This window comes from Streptomyces albidicamelliae, assembly GCF_025642175.1.
GTDB lineage: Bacteria > Actinomycetota > Actinomycetes > Streptomycetales > Streptomycetaceae > Streptomyces > Streptomyces albidocamelliae.
This window is the reverse complement of the sequence record NZ_CP106795.1, coordinates 8,276,825-8,294,681: the sequence shown is the minus strand read 5'-3', so window position 1 is coordinate 8,294,681 and position 17,857 is coordinate 8,276,825. Positions and strand designations below refer to the sequence as shown.

Here is a 17,857-nt window from a genome sequence, read left to right as displayed (position 1 = left end):
CAGGCAGTCCCACGGCGAAGGGAAGCACGGTGCAGACACTCGGTACACGGCCACGGACGGGACGAGCAGGAGGCATGACAGGCCGGCTGACCCGCCGGCAGGCGGTCGGCTCGCTGGTCGGTGAGGCCGAGGGCAGCTCGCTCAGACGGAGTATGGGCGTTACCCAGCTCACCCTGCTCAGCGTCGGCGCCACCCTCGGCACAGGCATCTTCGTCGTCCTCGGCGAGGCCGTCCCCGAGGCAGGGCCCGCTGTCGTCGTGTCCTTCGTGCTCGCGGGGATCACTGCTCTGTTCTCGGCGCTCTCCTACGCCGAACTGGCCGGCATGATCCCTGGTTCCGGCTCCTCCTACAGCTACGCCTACGCCACGCTCGGCGAACTGGTCGCCTGGGTGTGCGGCTGGTGCCTGATCCTGGAGTACGGGGTGTCCGTGGCCGCCGTCGCGGTGGGCTGGGGGCAGTACGTCAACGAACTGCTCGACCTCGCCTTCGGCGTGACCCTGCCCGAGACCTTCAGCGCGCCACCGGGGGCCGGCGGCACCGTCAACGTCCCCGCCGCCCTCATCGTCGTCCTCGCCATGGTTGTCCTGTTGCGCGGCGCGAAGGAGAGCGCGGTCGTCAACACCGTGATGGTCACCGTCAAGATCGCCTCGCTGGTGATGTTCTGCGCCGTCGCGTTCACCGCCTTCCACGCGGGCAACTTCCGGCCGTTGTTCCCGCTCGGCGCCGCCGGGATGAGCGCGGGCGCCGCCTCGTTGTTCTTCTCCTACATCGGCTTCGACGCCGCCTCGACCGCGGGCGAGGAGGCCAGGAACCCGCAGCGCGACCTGCCCCGCGCCATCATCCTGTCCCTGGTCCTGGTCACCGTCCTCTACGTGATCGTCGCCGTCGCCGCGCTGGGCGCCATGCCGTGGAAGCACTTCGCGGGCACCGAGGCCACCCTCAGCGAGGTACTGGTGCGCTCTGTCGGCGGCGGGAGCCTGTGGCCGATCCTGCTGTCCGTCGGCGCCGTCGTCGCCACGACCAGCGTCGTACTGACGGTGCAGTACGGCCAGATACGCATCCTGTTCGCCATGGCCAGGGACGGGCTCGTGCCTCCCCTGTTCGCCAAGGTGCACCCGCGCACCGGAGTGCCGCGCGCCAACACCGTGATCGTCTCGGCCTTCATCGCGATGCTCGCCGCACTCGTCCCGCTGGGCAGCCTCGCCGATGCCACCAGCATCGGCACCCTCTTCGCCTTCATGCTGGTCAACCTGGCCGTAGTGCTGCTGCGCCGACGCGCCCCGCAGGCGTCGCGCACCTTCCGCGTCCCGCTCTCCCCGCTGCTGCCGCTCCTCGGCGTCGCCTGCTGCGTCTACATGCTCACCAGCCTCGGCGCCGACACCTGGATCGCCTTCGGGACGTGGATGGTTGCCGGCCTCGTCGTCTACGGCTGCTACGGCATCCGCCATTCCAAGCTCGGCCGACAGACCCACGAACCCGCACAGGAATCCGCATGACCTCCCTCGACCTGACCGCCGATGTCGTCGGCCTCACCCGCGCCCTCGTCGACCTGCCCTCCGAGAGCGGACAAGAGGCTCTGCTCGCCGATACCGTGGAGGAGGCGCTGCGCGGGCTCGCCCACCTCTCGGTCGAGCGGATCGGCAACTCCGTCGTCGCCCGTACCGCACTCGGACGCCCCCGGCGGACCCTGATCGCCGGGCACCTCGACACCGTCCCCGCCGCCGGGAACCTGCCGTCCAGGCTCGCCGACGGAAGCGTGCACGGCCTGGGGGCGTGCGACATGAAGGGCGGCGTCGCCGTGGCCCTGCGGCTCGCCGCCAGCCTGCCGGACCCCGCCCAGGACCTCACCTTCGTCTTCTATGAATGCGAGGAGGTCGAGGGCGACCGCAACGGCCTGCACCGGATCGCCGCCGAACGCCCCGACCTGATCGACGACGCCGCCCTCGCCATCCTCATGGAACCCTCCGACGCGGGCGTCGAGGCCGGCTGCCAGGGCATCCTGAACGCCGACATCGTCGTACGGGGCGAGCGGGCGCACACCGCGCGGGCCTGGAAGGGCGTCAACGCCGCACACAAGGCCGCCCGCGTCCTCCAGCGGCTCGACGACCACGCACCCGAGAGGGTCGTCATCGACGGGCTGGAGTACCGGGAGGGGCTCGGCGCCGTCGCCGTACGGGCCGGGGTGGCCGGTAACGTCGTCCCTGACGAGTGCCTCATTACCGTCAACTACCGCTTCGCTCCGAACCGTTCACCCGAGGAGGCGGAGGCGCGGCTGCGCGGGATGTTCCAGGAGTACGAGGTGCGCGTAGCCGAGGCCGTGGCCGGGGCGCTGCCCGGCCTGGACCGGATCGCCGGACTCGTCGATGCGCTCGGGGTCCGGCCCCGGCCCAAGTTCGGCTGGACTGACGTCGCCCGGTTCGCCGCCCTGGGCGTGGCCGCCCTCAACTACGGCCCGGGCGACCCCTCACTCGCGCACACCGCCGGCGAGTACGTGCCCGTGGCGCACCTGCGCGAGTGCGAGGAACGCCTCAGGAGCTGGCTCCGGTGAGCCCTGCCAGGGCCCTCAACTGAAGCCACAGGACCAGCCGTTCGTCGGGATCGTCCAGGTCGATCCCGACGTGCTGCCGGGCCTGCCGGAGGCGGTAGCGGCACGTGTTGGGGTGCACGGCCAGTAGCCTGGCCGCGCCCGCCATGTCGCAGCCGGCGTCGAGGTAGCAGATCAGGGTGCGGGCGTACTCGGTGCCGTGCGCCTCGTCGTACGCCATCACCCGCCGCCAGGCGCCCTCGTTCAACTCGCGTCTTTCTCCCATGAGTTGTGTCAGGCGCAGCAGCGTCACCCGGGGCCTGACCTCGTCCACCGACGCCACCGGCAGCTGCTCGTCCAGGACTCGCAGCACCAGGTCCGCGTCCGCCCGTGAGGCGGTCACCGCACTGACGCCGGGCACCACGGCCCCGAGCGCCGCCCGCACCGGGATCCGCAGGGCCCGCCCGGCCCGCCGCACGATGTCCTCGGCCAGCGCTCGGTGACGCTGCTCGTGCGCGCGCCGGCGCGGCTCCGGGCCGGTACCGCCCGGCGCCTCCGGCGCAGGCAGCAGCGCGTACACCACGCCGTCGACCAGGACACAGGCGTGCCGCCCGTACCGTGCCTCGCACTGCAGGCGCACGACGTCCAGCAGGCGCAGCGCGGTCCGCTCGGCGTCCGGCAGGTCGGCGGCCGCGTCCAGCGCGAAGGCCGCCACCCGCAGCGCGCCGTCGATCCCCAGCCGGGGGGCGGCGGTGGCCGCCTCCGCGGTGCCCTCCAGGAGGCGGCGCAGCAGGTCGCTGTTGTGGTGGCGGGCAAGCTCCCGCGCGGCGCGGGCCCGCAGCAGCAGCAGGGCTGCCGTGGAGGCGCCCTGGGCCAGGGTCTCCTCGGCGTCCGCCGCGAGCATGCCGCCGTCGACCACCCAGATCGAGCCGAGTGTCTCGCCGCCCGCCCGCACCGGCATCGCCAGCCGCGGCAGATCGCCCTTGCCCAGCGCGGGCAGCCGCACCGGATGGTCGGCCGCGAACATCACCCGGTACTGCTCGGTGTTCTCTGCGCTGGCCGGCACCTGCCGGCCCAGGATTCCCTGCCTGCGGTCCTCGTCCAGCGCCTGGCCCGCCACCGTCGAGTACGCCAGGAGGCGTTGATGGGGATCCTCCACCGCGGTCGCCCCGCCGACCGCGGTGGCGATCGCGTCGGCCAGCGCGAACAGGTCGCCCAGTTCGCTGGCCGACACCGCCGCGGTGCCCGTGCCCGGGCCGGTGAACTCCCCCGGCCCGGCACCGGCACCGGCACCGACCGCCGACACCAGCAGCAGGTGCGCCTCGTGCCAGGGCATGTCCCCCTCGAGCGACAGCAGCGCCACGCCGTGCGTCTCCGCCTCGCCCACCGGCCCGTCCGCGCCCCGCACGACCACGCCTGTCATGCCGGCCCGCGCCGCCGCACGTACCACCGCTCCCGCCGCCGAGGCCCGCACTCCGACCGCCAGCAGCAGCCCGCCGGGCGCGGCCGGTAGGGGGCGCCGGCGTCGTACAGCAGCACTTCTGCGACCGGCACCGCCAGGCCCGCCGGGGCCGCGCGCAACCTCAGGGCGGAGTCCCCGACGACGTCCAGCAGATCGCCGAGCGTAGGGACGTCCATGTTTCTCCTCGGTTGAACGATTGGCCGATACGGAAAGGAACGTACGCAGGTCTTGTCGTCATGCACAACTCGGCGGGCGTCGTGGTCTCCGAGACTCGTGCCATGACGACAGCCCCCATCCGTGCCGTCCACGGCGTGGCCGAGATCGCGGCAGTGACCGACTACTTCAGCGACGTCTGGCACACACCCCGCACCGCACCGCCCTACCCGGCCGAGGTGCTGCACAGCCTGATCCACGCGGGCGGTGCCGTGCACGTCGCGCTCGACGGGACGCGGGTGGCCGGAGCCGCCGTGGTGGTCCTCGGACCGCAGGGGGACACCTACTCGCTGGTCGCCGCCGCCGACCAGGGACTCGGCCTCGCCGTGAAGCGGGCCCAGCGCGCCTGGGCGCTCGACCGCGGCGCCCGCACCATGCGGTGGACCTTCGACCCGCTGGTCGGTCGCAACGCCCGCTTCAACCTGGCCAAGCTAGGGGCCGTCGGCACCGAGTATCTCGTCGACTTCTACGGCCCCATGGCCGACGGTGTGAACGACGGCGACGAGAGCGACCGGCTGACCGTGACCTGGGACCTGACGGCCCCCGAACCGGCCGCGCCGCCGCCCCCGGGCATGGACGACGCACACGACCGTCGGGCCGCCCTCGCCCCGGCCGGAGTCAGCGCCGTCGCACCCGACGGCGGACCGCTCACCCTCCACGACCGGGACGGACAGCGCGTGTGGTGCCGGGTCCCCGACGACATCGTCGCGCTGCGCGCCGCCGCCCCGGCCCTGGCCTTGCGCTGGCGGCACGCCGTGCGCGCGGTGTTCACCGACGCCTTCGCCCGCGGCTGCACGGCAACCGGCATGTCCCGCGACGGCTGGTACACCCTCACCCACCAGGAGCAGACGGCATGAGACTCGAACACGTCGAGATCGTCCACGTGGCGATCCCGCTGGTCACCCCGTTCCGCACCTCGTTCGGCACAATGACCACGAAAGACACCTTCCTGCTGCGCGTCGTCACCGACACCGGCGAGGGCTGGTCGGAGTTCGCAGCCGACCCCGAACCGCTGTACTGCTCCGAGTTCGTCGCCGGCGCCGAGATCGTGCTGCGCGACTTCCTCCTGCCGCGCGCGGCGGCCCTGCCGAGGCTCACCGCCGCACGGCTCGCCCCGGCCGTCGCCGGCGTCAAGGGCCACCTGCTGGCCAAGGCGACCCTGGAGACCGCCGTCCTCGACGCCGAGCTGCGCACCTACGGGATACCGCTGGCCACCTACCTCGGCGCGGTCCGCGACCGGGTGCCCGCGGGGGTGTCCGTCGGCATCAAGGACTCCCTGCCCGCACTCCTCGACGACGTCGAGCGCTACCTCGCCGAGGGCTACGTCCGGATCAAGCTGAAGATCGAACCGGGCTGGGACGTCGAACCGGTTCGGGCGGTCCGCGAACGCTTCGGGGAGGCGCTGCCCCTCCAGGTCGACGCCAACACCGCCTACACCCTCGCCGACGCCGAGCACCTGCGCCGGCTCGACGACTTCGGCCTGCTGCTGATCGAGGAACCCCTCGCCGAGGACAACCTGTACGCCCACGCTCGACTCCAGCAGCGCCTGACCACCCCTGTCTGCCTCGACGAATCCCTGCATGACGCCGCCGGCACCGCCTCGGCGATCGCCATGGACGCCTGCCGGGTGGTGAACGTCAAACCGGCCCGCGTCGGCGGGTACCTCGAGGCGCGCCGCGTCCACGACGTGGCCCGCGCGCACGGCCTACCCGTGTGGTGCGGCGGCATGCTGGAGACCGGCATCGGCCGCGCCCCCAACCTCGCGCTGGCCGCCCTGCCCGGCTTTACCCTCCCCGGCGACACGTCCGCCTCCGACCGCTACTTCGCCGAGGACATCACCGAGCCCTTCGTCCTCCAGGACGGCCACCTGCCCGTGCCCTCCACCCCCGGTATCGGCATCGAACCACTGCCCGACGCCCTGCGCCGTTTCACCCGCGCCCGCCGGGACCTGTGGCGGCGCTGATCGACGGCCGGCGGGCGGCCGGGCCCCGGCCCTTTGGATCGCCGCTCGTCAGGCGGAGAGAGGTGGTGCCGGAAGGCGTACTGCACCGCACGGGGAGTCACGAAGGCCGCCACACTCGGCATCCCGCCCGCCACCGATGACCAGAAGCCCAAGCCCCGCCCCGCAATCCGTCGGCACTGGTCCGCCGTACACGCGTGGCGGACCGCACGGCGCCCGGCAGCGCTCCGTCACCGGGTGTCGCGCGAGCGAGGGGCCTACGGTGGGAGATGGTCCCGGCGGCCCCGACGAGCGGCCGGTCGTTCACTCCGGGGGCGGAAGGAGGCACGAGATGTCCGATGCGACACAGGCCACCACAGCCCGGCGCGTACGACATTTCCTCGACGCCGGATATCCCGACGCCGGGCTCGTCGAGGCGGCGGTGGAGGGAGCCGTGTACCGACTCGGCGACGGAACGGTGGCCAAGGTGTGGGAGCGCCGACGGGGATCCGAATTGCGGCGGATGCAGCGTTTCTACGCCGATGCCGCGGCGCACCTGCCGTTCGGCGCCCCGGAGATCCTCGCCGTCGAGGACATGGACGGTGTCCCGATGACCGTGGAGCGGGAGCTGACCGGCGAGCCCTTGGCGGGCAGGATCCGCACCGACGACCCGGACGAGGTGCTGCCCGAAGCGGTCGACTGCCTGGTCGCCGTGTTGCGCGCCCTCGCGGACGCCCATGACGTCGACGAGGTCAAACACCTTCCTGTGCTGGACGAGGAGCGCCCGCTGTGGGAAGGCCACACCACTTTCGGATCCGCCCTGGCGGACCTGGTGGACCGGCGGGTCAGCCGCTGCGCGGACCGGCTCTCCACGCAGGTCCACGACTTCGACGACACGCGCGCCCGGCTGCTTCGGAAGCTACGCTCGCTGCCCCGTACCGACGAGGCGGTCGTCCACGGTGACATCTTCCCGGAGACCGTGCTGGTGGACGACGACCTGCGGCCGCTCGCCCTCGTGGACTACGGCTTCCTGTCCACGGGCGGGGACCCCCGGTTCGACGCCGCCGTGGCCGCGGCCATCTTCCCGGCGGGCACCGAGCACGCCCCGGAGATCACCCGGCAGCTCACCACGCGGTTCGCCGACGAGTTCGGCTACGCGGTCGACGACCTCCTGCTGTACCGGGCCGCCTATGCGATGGCCACGAGCGACGCCTTCGCGCCGGGCGGCGGGGACGAGCACTTCGCCTGGTGCGTCACCGTGCTCGAGGACCCGGCCGTCGCCGAGTCCCTGCACCGGTGACCCACCACGGCCAGCCGGGCGGCCGGAAGGTTCCGGTGACGGTGTGTGATGCCCTACGCCCCCGACTCAGGCCCACATGTATTCACAGGACCGGCGCCTTTACCCTCTCGGTCATCCAGGAGGGCGCGGTACGGGTTCCGCGGGAACACTGAGGGACATGGCGAAAGCTCCGCACCCGGACCGGCGGGACACCGACGCCGGAAGTACCCTCACGGTCGTCGTCGCCGCCCTCGCCAACCTCGGCATCGCGATCGCCAAGGTGGCGGCCGGCCTCATCAGCGGCTCCAGCGCCATGCTCTCCGAGGCCGCGCACTCGGTCGCCGACACGGTCACCGAGGTGTTGCTGCTGACGGCGCTCAAGCGCAGCCGGAAACCCCCCGACGAGGACCATCCCCTCGGGTACGGCCCCGAACGCTACGTCTGGGCGCTGCTCGCCGCAGTCGCCACCTTCGTCGGCGGCGCGGTCTTCTCCCTCTACGACGGCATCCACACCCTGACCAGGGGCGAGACGCTCGGTGACCCGCGGGTGTCGTACATCGTCCTCGCGATCGCCTTCGCGCTGGAGGGCTTCTCGCTGCGGACCGGGGTGCGCCAGGCGCGCGGTGACGCGGACCGCCGCGGGATGCCCTTCCGGCTCTATCTGCGGCACACGCCCGACACCGCCGTGAAGGCGGTGGTTCTGGAGGACTCGGCTGCGCTGATCGGCCTGGTGCTGGCGGCGGGCGGCCTGCTGGGCGGGCAGCTCACGGGATCCGGGGTCTGGGACGGCATAGCCTCCCTGTCCATCGGCGTGTTGCTGCTGTACGTCGCCTGGGTGCTCGGCCGGTCGAACGTGGAGCTTCTCATCGGGCGGCCGCTGCCCCGGCCGGTGCGGGAGCGGATCCGGGCGGAACTCCTGCAGGTGGAGCACATCGAGGCGGTACTGGAGCTGACGACTCTGGTGCAGGCACCGGGGGAGGCCCTGGTGGCGGCCAAGGTGGACTTCCGTGACCTGTCGACCGCCGCCGAGGTCGAGTGGGCCTGTGAGCGGGCCGAGCAGCGACTGCACGAGGCGTTCCCGGCGGTGTGCCGGGTGTATCTGGACCCGACGCCCGGGCATGCGCAGCGGCGCTCGGAGGGCCTGAACCCCGGTTCGTGAAAACGGCCTTCCGGAGACCTCGACCTACTCGCGGGAAGCGGTGCGGCACGGTGTCACGCCTGCTGAGAGGAAGCCCGGGCCCCGCGGCGGCTCACCGGCGCGTGCTGAACTGGCTTTGCAGGATGGACCGGTTGTGAGAGGGCACACGAGGTCCGGAGGTGGCCGCTCCTGCCACTGGGGTTCGAGGATGCTCGTATGAAGGTGCTGATCGGTCGTCCCAGTCTGCGGCCCTACCTGGCTTACCAGCAGCGCACTGCAGCGCACCGTGAGGGGCTGAGCGCTCATTTCCTGGGCACGAGTTCAGTGCTGCTGTCGGACGGGCAGACATCGGTGCTCAGCGACGGGTTCGTCACCCGCCCGGGGATGCTGCGAGTAGGCATGGGCAAGATCGCCCCGAACCGAGCGCTGGTCCGTTCCGCCATCGAGCGTCTGCGGGTGGACACCCTGGCCGCCGTGGTGTGCGCGCATTCCCACTACGACCACGCCCTCGACGCACCGGTGTGGGCGCTGGAGACCGGCGCAGAGCTGGTCGGGTCGGAGTCCACCGCCAACATCGGGCGCGGCCTCGGGGTCCCCGAGTCGTCCTTGCGGGTGGTCGGCGACGGCGACACCGCGACGTACGGCAGTTTCACGCTGACCTTCCTGGACTCCGTGCACAGCCCGGGCGACCACTACCCCGGCACCGTCGATCAGCCCTTGATCCCGCCGGCCCGCGCCGGTGCCTGGAAGACCGGCACCGCCCACTCCGTGCTGGTCACCCACCCCAACGGCCGTGTACTTCTGCAAGCCAGCGCCAACTACCGGCCCGGCGCGCTGCGCGGTCACCACGCCGACGTCGTCTACCTAGGCGTCGGCACGCTGGGCAAACAGCCCGCCGAGTTCGTGCACACCTATTGGGACGAGGTCGTGGCGGCGACCGGGGCCAAGCGGGTCATCCTGGTGCACTGGGACGACTTCTTCCTCGGCCTCGACCGGCCACTACGCCCCATGCCCTACCTGCTCGACGACCTCGACACCACCATGAGCCGACTGCTGCCCCTGGCCCGCCGTGACGGAGTCGATGTTGTCCTGCCCGTCTCCTGGCAGACCAGCGCGCCCCTCGCCGGTCTTGCATGAACTCGCCCGCATCCCCTGGAATCCGCGTAGCGCGGCGATTACCCGGCCAGCGATGCGAGACGAGCCACTCACTGAAGGTGCGGCAGTGGGGTTGCGCGCGCCGGCTGAGGTGCGCTGGTGAGTGGAGCGGCCCGGCCGGTTGGCGGAGCGCCGGACGTCCAGGAGGCATTGGCGCAGATCGACCGGCTCGAACACCTGCGGGAAACGCTCGCCGTCCTGGCGATCTCTCTAGCTCATCGCCCACGGCCACACGCCCGAGCAGGCAGCGAGCGCAGCCGCTGTGCACGCGGCGTGGAAGCCGGCCCACGCCGCGGGCCTCGACGTCTTCGCTGTCGACGCAGGCATCTGAGCCAGCCGGATCATGGTCGCCATGACCGTGGGCAGGCAGGTCAAGAGACCCGTGCGTGTGGTCGGCGTGGCCGCCTTCGACGTGCCCACGCGGCCCGGAAGGGACGTGCGCAGCCCGACAACCGTACCTAGGGTGGGAGGTGGAGGTCTGTGACACGGCCTGGAACGTGACGAAGCAGTAGGGCGCGCGACGCAGCGCGTTGGGGAAGGACCAGAGGCGGTTCTGAACCATGAGGAGTGCACATCGGCTTGAGCCCATGTCGGCGGACCCGGGCGGCGGCAGCGTGCTCGCGGCGTGGGAGCGGTTCGTACAGGGCGAGGATCACATCCCGGGTGTCCGGCCTCTCGTGGCGATCTCCTGGCACCGCTGCCGCGAGCAGTACCGGGTCGATCCTCACCTCACAGAGGCTCCGGTAGCCCTCCCGGAGTTCGGCCATGCCCCCGAGCACGATGTCGTGTTCGCCGAGCTGGGCTTCCGTGCCGCCTCCGTGGCGAATGAAGTGGGCAACCTCGGTTGCGTCGTCACCGTCACTGATGCCGCCGGCCGCATACTCGCCGAGTGGGGTGATCAAGCCACGCTCGCCAGAGCCGGCGGCTGCAATCTGGCGCCCTGGTTCTGCTGGTCCGAGTGCGCGGTGGGTACGAACGGCATGGGTACGGCGCTCGAGGCGCACGGCCCGGTACCGATCCGGGGCGCGGAGCACTGGTGCCGGGCGTTCCACGATTGGTTCAGCGCGGGTATCGCGGTGCGTGACGTGGTGACCACGGAACCGATCGCGGTCCTGAACATCTGCTGCTGGCGCAGCGAGCTTCCTGCGTCCGCGGAAAGCTGGCTGGCGAAGGCGGTCACCATGACCCAGCACCCGCTGAGGAGGCGCGCCAGGGATAGTGGCGCCGAGCTGGTCGCTGCCTACACCCAGGCCAGGGGACGCTCCGGTGCGGCGCTCGCCGCGCTGGACACCGGGGGCAAGGTGGTGATCGCCGACGACATGGCAAGCGTGCTCCTCGGCGTCCCGGCATGTACCCCGGCGGTCGACCCCACACTGCGATGGAACCCCGGGCTGCCGGAATTGATCGCGGCCGCCCGGTATGCCGCCGGCCAGGCGGCTCACAACCCTGACTGGGTCGGCTCGACGCAGATATTTGCCCATCTCGCCGACGAGCCGACATCGATCAGTTTCCGACCCGTCTTCTCGTCCGGACACCTGATTGGCAACCTGGTCTCGTTCGGTGCCTCCGACGGGGCACAGTTGCCGCAGGCGGAGGGTTCCGCGCACCCGTCGGTGCAGCCGCGTCGACTGATCGCGATACGCGGCAACCGGATGGTGCTGCTGCGGCTGCCGGAAGTCTCCTTCGCTGAATCGATGGGAAACGACGTGTGGCTCTCCACCGAACAGGGGCGGCTGCGGGCCGCCTCTCTGAGCCTGGACAAGCTCGACAATGAGCTGGCGGATTCCGGCTTCCTGCGGGTGCACCGCCGGTATGTGGTCAACCTCAGCCGCGTCCGGGAGATCGAGCGGGGGCTAAAGGGCGACCTAGTTTTGATCATGGACGGCCGGGTGAACGACAGGGTGCCGGTCTCCCGGCGGAACGCGCCGGCCGTGCGTCGCGCGCTGGACATCTGAGTAGGCCGGCACGGCCTATGGGTCCGGAAGGAAGTTCCCGTGTCTGACAGTCGGGACGCCATGAGCGGCGAGATGAAACCTGGGAGCGCGGGCGGCCTTGGCCTCTCTGTCTCGGCCGAGCACCGCGGTTGTCCGATCGGGGGCGCGAGCAACCGCGACTGGTGGCCGAACCAGCTCGACCTGACGATCCTCCGGACACACCGCGGCGTTGCCGACCCCATGGGCGAGGACTTCGACTACGCCGCGGAGTTCCGGACGCTCGACCTCGACGCCCTTGCGCGGGACGTCGACGAGGCGCTGACGACGTCGCAGGAGTGGTGGCCGGCCGACTTCGGCCACTACGGGCCGCTCGTGATCCGCATGGTGTGGCATTGCGCCGGGACGTACCGCATCGACGACGGCCGCGGTGGCGCGGGCACCGGCCTGCAGCGTTTCGCGCCGCTGAACAGCTGGCCGGACAATCGCAACCTCGACAAGGCGCGCCGGCTGCTCTGGCCGACGAAGAAGAAGTACGGCCGCAAGATTTCGTGGGCAGACCTGATGATCTTCGCGGGCAACCGTGCCCTGGAGACGATGGGCTTCAGGACCTTCGGCTACGCCGGTGGCCGGGCGGAGGTCTGGGGACCCGACGAAGGGATCTTCTGGGGTCGCGAGCGCACCTGGCTCGGCGACGAACGCCACGTCGGCGTCCGGGAGCTGGAGCACCCTCTCGCCGCGGTCCAGATGGGCCTGATCTACGTCAACCCGGAGGGACCGAACACCGTCCCGGACCCGCTCACCGCGGCCCGGGACATCCGTGAGACGTTCCGGCGCATGGGGATGAACGACGAGGAGACCGTCGCGCTGATCGCGGGCGGCCACACGTTCGGCAAGACCCACGGCGCGGCCGACCCGGAGGCGTACCTCGGCCCCGAACCCGAGGGCGCGCCCCTCGAAGAGCAGGGCCTGGGCTGGAAGAGCAGCTACGGCACCGGAAAGGGCAGGGACACCATCTCCAGCGGGCTTGAGGGTACGTGGACTCCCACCCCGACGAGATGGGACAACAGCTTCTTCGAGACCCTGTTCGGCTACGAGTGGGACCTGGAGCTGAGCCCCGCCGGTCTGTGGCAATGGATCCCGAGGGACGGCGGCGGGGCCTGCACCGTGCCCGACGCCCACGACCCGTCGACGGCACATGCCCCGACGATTCTGACGACGGACCTCGCGCTGCGATCGGACCCGGTCTACGAGCCGATCTCTCGGCGCTTCCTGGAGAACCCCGACCAGCTCGCGGACGCGTTCGCCCGGGTGTGGTTCAAGCTGACGCACCTCGACATGGGCCCGATCCAGCGCTATCTCGGCCCCCTGGTGCCCCGGGAAACGCTGCGCTGGCAGGACCCGGTCCCCGCGCTCGACCACGAGCTCGTCGGGGCGGCGGACATCGCCGCGCTCAAGAGCCGCATACTCGCCTCCGGGCTGTCGGTCTCCCAGCTCGTTTCGACCGCATGGGCGTCGGCCTCGACGTTCCGCATCAGCGACAAACGTGGCGGGGCGAACGGCGCGCGCATCCGCCTCGAGCCGCAGCGGAACTGGGAGGTCAATGACCCCGACAAGCTGGCACAGGTGCTGCACACCCTGGAGGGGATTCAGGAGTCCTTCAACAGCTCCCAGACCGGGGACAAGAAGATCTCGCTGGCCGACCTCATCGTGCTCGGCGGAGCTGCCGCCGTGGAACAGGCGGCCAGGACGGCCGGCTACGACGTTCAAGTCCCGTTCACTCCGGGACGCACGGACGCCACGCAGGAGTGGACCGATGCGGAGTCCTTCGCCCCGCTCGAGCCGAAAGCGGACGGGTTCCGCAACTACCGGGGCAAGGGCAACCGGCTGCCGTCGGAGCACCTGCTGGTCGACCGCGCGAACCTGCTGAACCTGAGCGCGCCCGAGATGACCGTCCTTGTGGGTGGCCTGCGCGTGCTGGGCGCCAACTACCAGGGGTCGCCGCTGGGCGTCTTCACCTCGGTGCCCGGGTCGCTCACCAACGACTTCTTCGTGAATCTGCTCGACACGGGCACGGAATGGCAGCCGACATCCGCGGCCGGGGAAGCCTTCGAGGGTCGCGACCGCGCCACCGGCGAGGTCAAGTGGACCGGTAGCCGGGTCGACCTCGTCTTCGGTTCGAATTCCGAGCTGCGCGCCGTCACGGAGGTCTACGCGAGCGACGATGCACAGGAGAAGTTCGTGCAGGACTGGATCGCCGCGTGGGACAAGGTCATGAACCTTGATCGGTACGACCTCGTATGATCCTCCATCGAGGTTTAGTGGCTGTCTTATGGGGCGGGTTCCAGGGGCGAGGAGAACGAGGCGCGCGATCAGACCGGGTTCTGCCGGCGCAGGTGGGAACACTCCTGCGCGAGGGCTTCGACTTCCGCACCGGGCTGCGCGCCGAACACGAGCAACGGATCGACGAGGTAGCCCGCGCCGCCTGCTGCGCGAAGACCGAGCAGGCCGCCAGATCGGCCGCATCACAGCGCGACGCGGTGCAGTGCAGCCGACTCCTCCCAACGGCGGCTATCCGAGGACGAACGGTAGTTGGTCGCGGACGAGCGGCATGAGTCGCCCGAACTGGAGCTCACCCTTGTCGGTGTGATCCATCCGGCGTAGCGTGCCTTTTGAGTACAAATTTCTCACCCTTCTCGGTCTGATTCACTTGGCATAGCGGGCTCTAAATTCGGAGAGAATATTCCTGCCGAGCGACAAAACGCCCCGGCCGGCGAGGTGTCTCCTTCAGCGCGATCTATGCGAATTGGACGCAGAGATTCGAGATGAGGGGAGTGAAGCCCCTATGACGACCGCGCAGGAGCGAGCCGACCTGCTGGACAAGATCGGGTTGGCCGCACAGAACAAAGCAGCGCTGGGGCAAGTGCTGGGAACCGGAAGCATTGGCCAGGCCACCGAGAAATCGGATGGTCATATGGAGGCCACCATTCGCATCCACCCGGACGAGCTGACCTTCGATCCCTCCATTCTGGTCATGCCCCACGGAGGCGATATCGAACTGGAGCTCGTCAACGACGACCAGAACACGCACTGCGCGCTCCTGCCGAGCAATGGCGACCGGAAATTCATCTGGTTGGTGAACCATTCGCACGGACACGCGCACCTCAACCTCGACGGGCCGGGCTACTACTGGTACGCCTCGCCCACCGGCAACGACGAGGGGCGGGGGCTGACCGGGGCCATCGTCGTCCTGGGGGACGCTCCGCCAGAGGCTCGCCTCGACCGTCCCGAACAGCCGCGGCCGTAGGAACAAGTAGGAGGTGGAGGAAATGACCGTCGACTACGCCGACTATGTTGACGCGGGTGAGGCTGTCGATCAGGGAGCCCTGAGCGGCAAGGTCGCGGGCGGGGAGGTCGCGCCGCCGGTAGTGGCCGGCGTCGACTACGAACGCATACTCAACGCCCGCGAGGAACCCCAGAACTGGCTCACCTACTACGGCGCCTACAACGGGCAGCGGTACAGCCCGCTGGACCAGATCAACACAGAGAACGTCAAGCGCATGGTCCCCGCCTGGGTATTCCAGGCCGGCACCACCGGCCTGATCGCGGGCGCGTCGACCTATTCGTTCGAGGCGGCCCCGATCGTCGTCGACGGGGTCATGTTCCTCTCCGGCTGGGACGGCTGGGTCTGGGCCCTTGACGCGAAGACGGGTGTGGAGATCTGGCGGTACAAGCATGCGGTCCCCTTCGACGTGTCCTTGTGCTGCGGGAACGTGAACCGTGGGGTCGCCGTGGCTCAGGGGAAGGTCTTCTTCGTCACGGCGAACGCTCGTGTGCTCGCGCTCGACGCCACCACCGGCAAGCGGGTCTGGGACAAGACCTACGGAGACGTCCGAGCCGGGGAGAGCGCCACGGTCGCCCCGCTGATCGTGAAGTCCATGGTCATCGTGGGAAGTTCCGGCGGCGAGTTCGGCGTGCGCGGCCACCTCGACGCGTTCGACCTCGAGACCGGCGAGCACCAATGGCGCTGCTACACCGTGCCGAAGCCCGGGGAGCCCGGCTCGGAGACCTGGCCCGCCGACGGCGAGGCCTGGGCACGGGGCGGGGCGAACTGCTGGGTCACCGGCACCTTCGACCCGGAGACGAACCTGCTGTACGTCGGCACCGGCAACCCGGCACCCGACTTCGACGGAGGTGTCCGCGAGGGCGACAACCTCTTCACGGACAGCATCATCGCCGTCGACGTGGACAGCGGTCAGATCCGCTGGCACTACCAGTGCACCCCGCACGACTTGTGGGACTACGACAGCATCGCCGAGTGCATCCTGTTCGAGCACGACGGGCGCAAACTGCTCGGGCACTTCGACAAGAACGGCTACTTCTTCGTACTCGACCGCACGAACGGCGAAAGAGTACAGATCACGCCGTTCGTGGACCGGATCACGTGGGGGGCGATCACGAGGGACGGCCAGGTGACAGCCAAGGTGTACCCGGACAAGGAGGGAGAACCAGTCCACTTCTACCCGGGTCCGGCCGGCGCCAAGGAATGGACCCACGCGGCCTACAGCCCGAAGACCGAACTCTTCTACGTCCCAGTCCAAGACACCGGCGCCACCGCCACGCGGCGACGCCGAGAGTTCAAGGAAAGCATTCCGTACTGGGGCGCGGGCGTTCAGGTGGACATCGAGGACATGGCAGGGTCCATCAGCGCGTTCGACGCAGGCGGCGAGGAGAAGTGGCGCTGGCGCAACGAACTTCCGATGTGCGCCTCGGTGCTGGCCACCGGCGGCGACCTGGTGTTCGCCGGCGAAGCCTCCGGCGAGTTCAACGCACTCGACGCCCGCACCGGTGAACTGTTGTGGCAGTTCCAATGCGGAAGCGGCCACCACAGCAGCCCGACCACCTACATGGTCGACAACAGGCAGTACATCGCCGTGCCGGTCGGATGGGGCGGCTGGGCCGAGGGATTCCTCCCCGGCATGCTCGGCGCGGGCCACGGAAGCGCCCTGATCGTCTTCGCCCTCCCTGAAGCGGCGTAGCGCATGACCGCAGCCTGCCGCATTCGGGCAGAAAGGAGGTGAATCGATGGAACCCCAGCTCACTGTGTGGGAGACCCCCGAGACACAGTCTCAACTCGCCGCGTGGGAGACGCCCGAGTTCGACGAGATCGCTGTCGCGGCCGAGGTGACCATGTACCTCGATCAGTTGGAGGAGTAGCGGATCCGGGGCGGCGTCGGACCTGATCCGGCGCCCTCGGACAGCCCGGCACGGCCCCCGAACGGCCATGCCGGCGACGGACCGGACTTCGACGAACGGAGTGCTGGCGTGTTGCTGCGCGTGCTGGGTTCGGCGGCGGGGGGCGGCTCCCCGCAGTGGAACTGCGGCTGCCCGGTGTGCGCCGCGGTCCGCTCCCGGACCGGCCTCGCGCGCACCCAGTCGTCGGTCGCGGTCAGTGCCGACCACCGCCGGTGGTTCCTCATCAACGCCTCGCCCGACGTCCGCACCCAGATCGAGGCCTTCCCCGCCCTGCACCCCCGCGGCGACCGGACGACGCCGCTGGAGGCGGCGCTGCTCACCGACTCCGAGCTGGACCACACGCTCGGCCTGCTTCTCTTGCGCGAGGCCCGCGCCCTGCGGCTGTACACCACACCCGCCACGCACAAGACACTGTGCGACGGCTCGGGGATTCTACGCACGCTCGAGCGCTACTGCCCGGTCGAGTGGCATGCAGCGACCCCCGGAGCCGACCTCGACCTGGCAGACGGGCTGTCCTGCCGGGTTTTCGACGTGCCCACCACCAAACGCGCCCGGTTCGGAGCCGGGGTCGACCATGGTCGCGTCGTGGGCTACCGGCTGACCGACCAGCGCAGCGGGAGGACATTGGTGTACCTGCCCGGGGTGCAATCGCTGACGCCGGCGCTACGCGCGGAAATCGAGGACTGCGCATGCCTGTTGATCGACGGGACCTGCTACCGCGACGACGAACTCGTACGGCTCGGCCTGTCCGGCAAGACGTCCCGGGAGATGGGCCACCTGCCCATCGACGGCCCGGACGGCAGCCTGGCGCAGCTCCCGTCGCTGGGTGCGGGACGGACGATCTTCGTGCACATGAACAACACCAACCCCATCCTCCTGGAGGACGCACCCGAGCGGCGTACCGTAGAGGAGAGCGGCATGCAAGTGGCCATGGACGGCCTCGAGGTCCAGGTGTAGAGC

General features: G+C 70.3%; 15 protein-coding genes. 13 read left to right on the top strand and 2 right to left on the bottom strand.

What is annotated here, in order from left to right; genetic code table 11:
- Positions 1 to 74: 74 nt before the first annotated feature.
- The gene (locus tag N8I86_RS37580) at positions 75 to 1,496 is read left to right on the top strand and encodes an amino acid permease (RefSeq protein WP_263279975.1); all 1,422 of its coding nucleotides are present in this window, start codon (positions 75 to 77) and stop codon (positions 1,494 to 1,496) included.
- Positions 1,493 to 2,548, top strand: coding sequence for a succinyl-diaminopimelate desuccinylase (dapE, locus tag N8I86_RS37575; protein WP_263279974.1), 1,056 nt, complete (start codon positions 1,493 to 1,495; stop codon positions 2,546 to 2,548). The genes N8I86_RS37580 and dapE overlap by 4 nt, the downstream gene beginning before the upstream one ends.
- Here the strand turns inward: dapE and N8I86_RS37570 are convergent.
- On the bottom strand, positions 2,529 to 3,947 hold the full coding sequence (locus N8I86_RS37570) for a PucR family transcriptional regulator (RefSeq protein ID WP_263279973.1): 1,419 nt from the start codon (positions 3,945 to 3,947) through the stop codon (positions 2,529 to 2,531). The genes dapE and N8I86_RS37570 overlap by 20 nt on opposite strands.
- Positions 3,944 to 4,162, bottom strand: a complete 219-nt coding sequence (locus N8I86_RS37565; RefSeq protein ID WP_263279972.1) for a hypothetical protein — start codon at positions 4,160 to 4,162, stop codon at positions 3,944 to 3,946. Before N8I86_RS37565 ends, N8I86_RS37570 begins: the two co-directional genes overlap by 4 nt.
- A gap of 102 nt (positions 4,163 to 4,264) precedes the next feature.
- Between N8I86_RS37565 and N8I86_RS37560 the strand changes: the two genes are divergently transcribed.
- The 11 genes from N8I86_RS37560 (at position 4,265) to pqqB (ending at position 17,854) form a co-directional block, all read left to right on the top strand.
- On the top strand, positions 4,265 to 5,056 hold the full coding sequence (locus N8I86_RS37560; protein ID WP_263279971.1) for a chorismate synthase: 792 nt from the start codon (positions 4,265 to 4,267) through the stop codon (positions 5,054 to 5,056).
- On the top strand, positions 5,053 to 6,162 hold the full coding sequence (gene menC, locus N8I86_RS37555; RefSeq protein WP_263279970.1) for an o-succinylbenzoate synthase: 1,110 nt from the start codon (positions 5,053 to 5,055) through the stop codon (positions 6,160 to 6,162). The genes N8I86_RS37560 and menC overlap by 4 nt, the downstream gene beginning before the upstream one ends.
- A gap of 328 nt (positions 6,163 to 6,490) precedes the next feature.
- On the top strand, positions 6,491 to 7,438 hold the full coding sequence (locus N8I86_RS37550) for a phosphotransferase family protein (RefSeq protein ID WP_073898640.1): 948 nt from the start codon (positions 6,491 to 6,493) through the stop codon (positions 7,436 to 7,438).
- A gap of 157 nt (positions 7,439 to 7,595) precedes the next feature.
- Positions 7,596 to 8,576, top strand: coding sequence for a cation diffusion facilitator family transporter (locus tag N8I86_RS37545; RefSeq protein WP_073898638.1), 981 nt, complete (start codon positions 7,596 to 7,598; stop codon positions 8,574 to 8,576).
- Between the two features lie 195 nt (positions 8,577 to 8,771).
- A complete protein-coding gene (locus N8I86_RS37540; protein WP_263279969.1) occupies positions 8,772 to 9,692 on the top strand; it encodes an MBL fold metallo-hydrolase in 921 nt (306 codons plus the stop codon).
- A gap of 605 nt (positions 9,693 to 10,297) precedes the next feature.
- Positions 10,298 to 11,665, top strand: coding sequence for a DNA-binding protein (locus N8I86_RS37535; protein WP_241841284.1), 1,368 nt, complete (start codon positions 10,298 to 10,300; stop codon positions 11,663 to 11,665).
- Between the two features lie 60 nt (positions 11,666 to 11,725).
- Positions 11,726 to 13,945: a catalase/peroxidase HPI gene (katG, locus tag N8I86_RS37530; protein WP_404830893.1), complete on the top strand. Its 2,220-nt coding sequence runs from the start codon at positions 11,726 to 11,728 to the stop codon at positions 13,943 to 13,945.
- 541 nt (positions 13,946 to 14,486) lie between these two features.
- Positions 14,487 to 14,948, top strand: a complete 462-nt coding sequence (locus N8I86_RS37520) for an MSMEG_3727 family PQQ-associated protein (protein ID WP_073898631.1) — start codon at positions 14,487 to 14,489, stop codon at positions 14,946 to 14,948.
- Between the two features lie 22 nt (positions 14,949 to 14,970).
- Positions 14,971 to 16,680: a PQQ-dependent dehydrogenase, methanol/ethanol family gene (locus N8I86_RS37515; RefSeq protein WP_073898629.1), complete on the top strand. Its 1,710-nt coding sequence runs from the start codon at positions 14,971 to 14,973 to the stop codon at positions 16,678 to 16,680.
- Positions 16,681 to 16,726: 46 nt separating this feature from the next.
- Positions 16,727 to 16,858 (top strand): pyrroloquinoline quinone precursor peptide PqqA, encoded by a 132-nt coding sequence (gene pqqA, locus N8I86_RS37510; RefSeq protein ID WP_073898628.1) that lies wholly within the window; start codon positions 16,727 to 16,729, stop codon positions 16,856 to 16,858.
- Between the two features lie 108 nt (positions 16,859 to 16,966).
- Complete coding sequence (pqqB, locus tag N8I86_RS37505) at positions 16,967 to 17,854, top strand: pyrroloquinoline quinone biosynthesis protein PqqB (protein WP_073898626.1); 888 nt, start codon at positions 16,967 to 16,969, stop codon at positions 17,852 to 17,854.
- Positions 17,855 to 17,857: the final 3 nt, after the last annotated feature.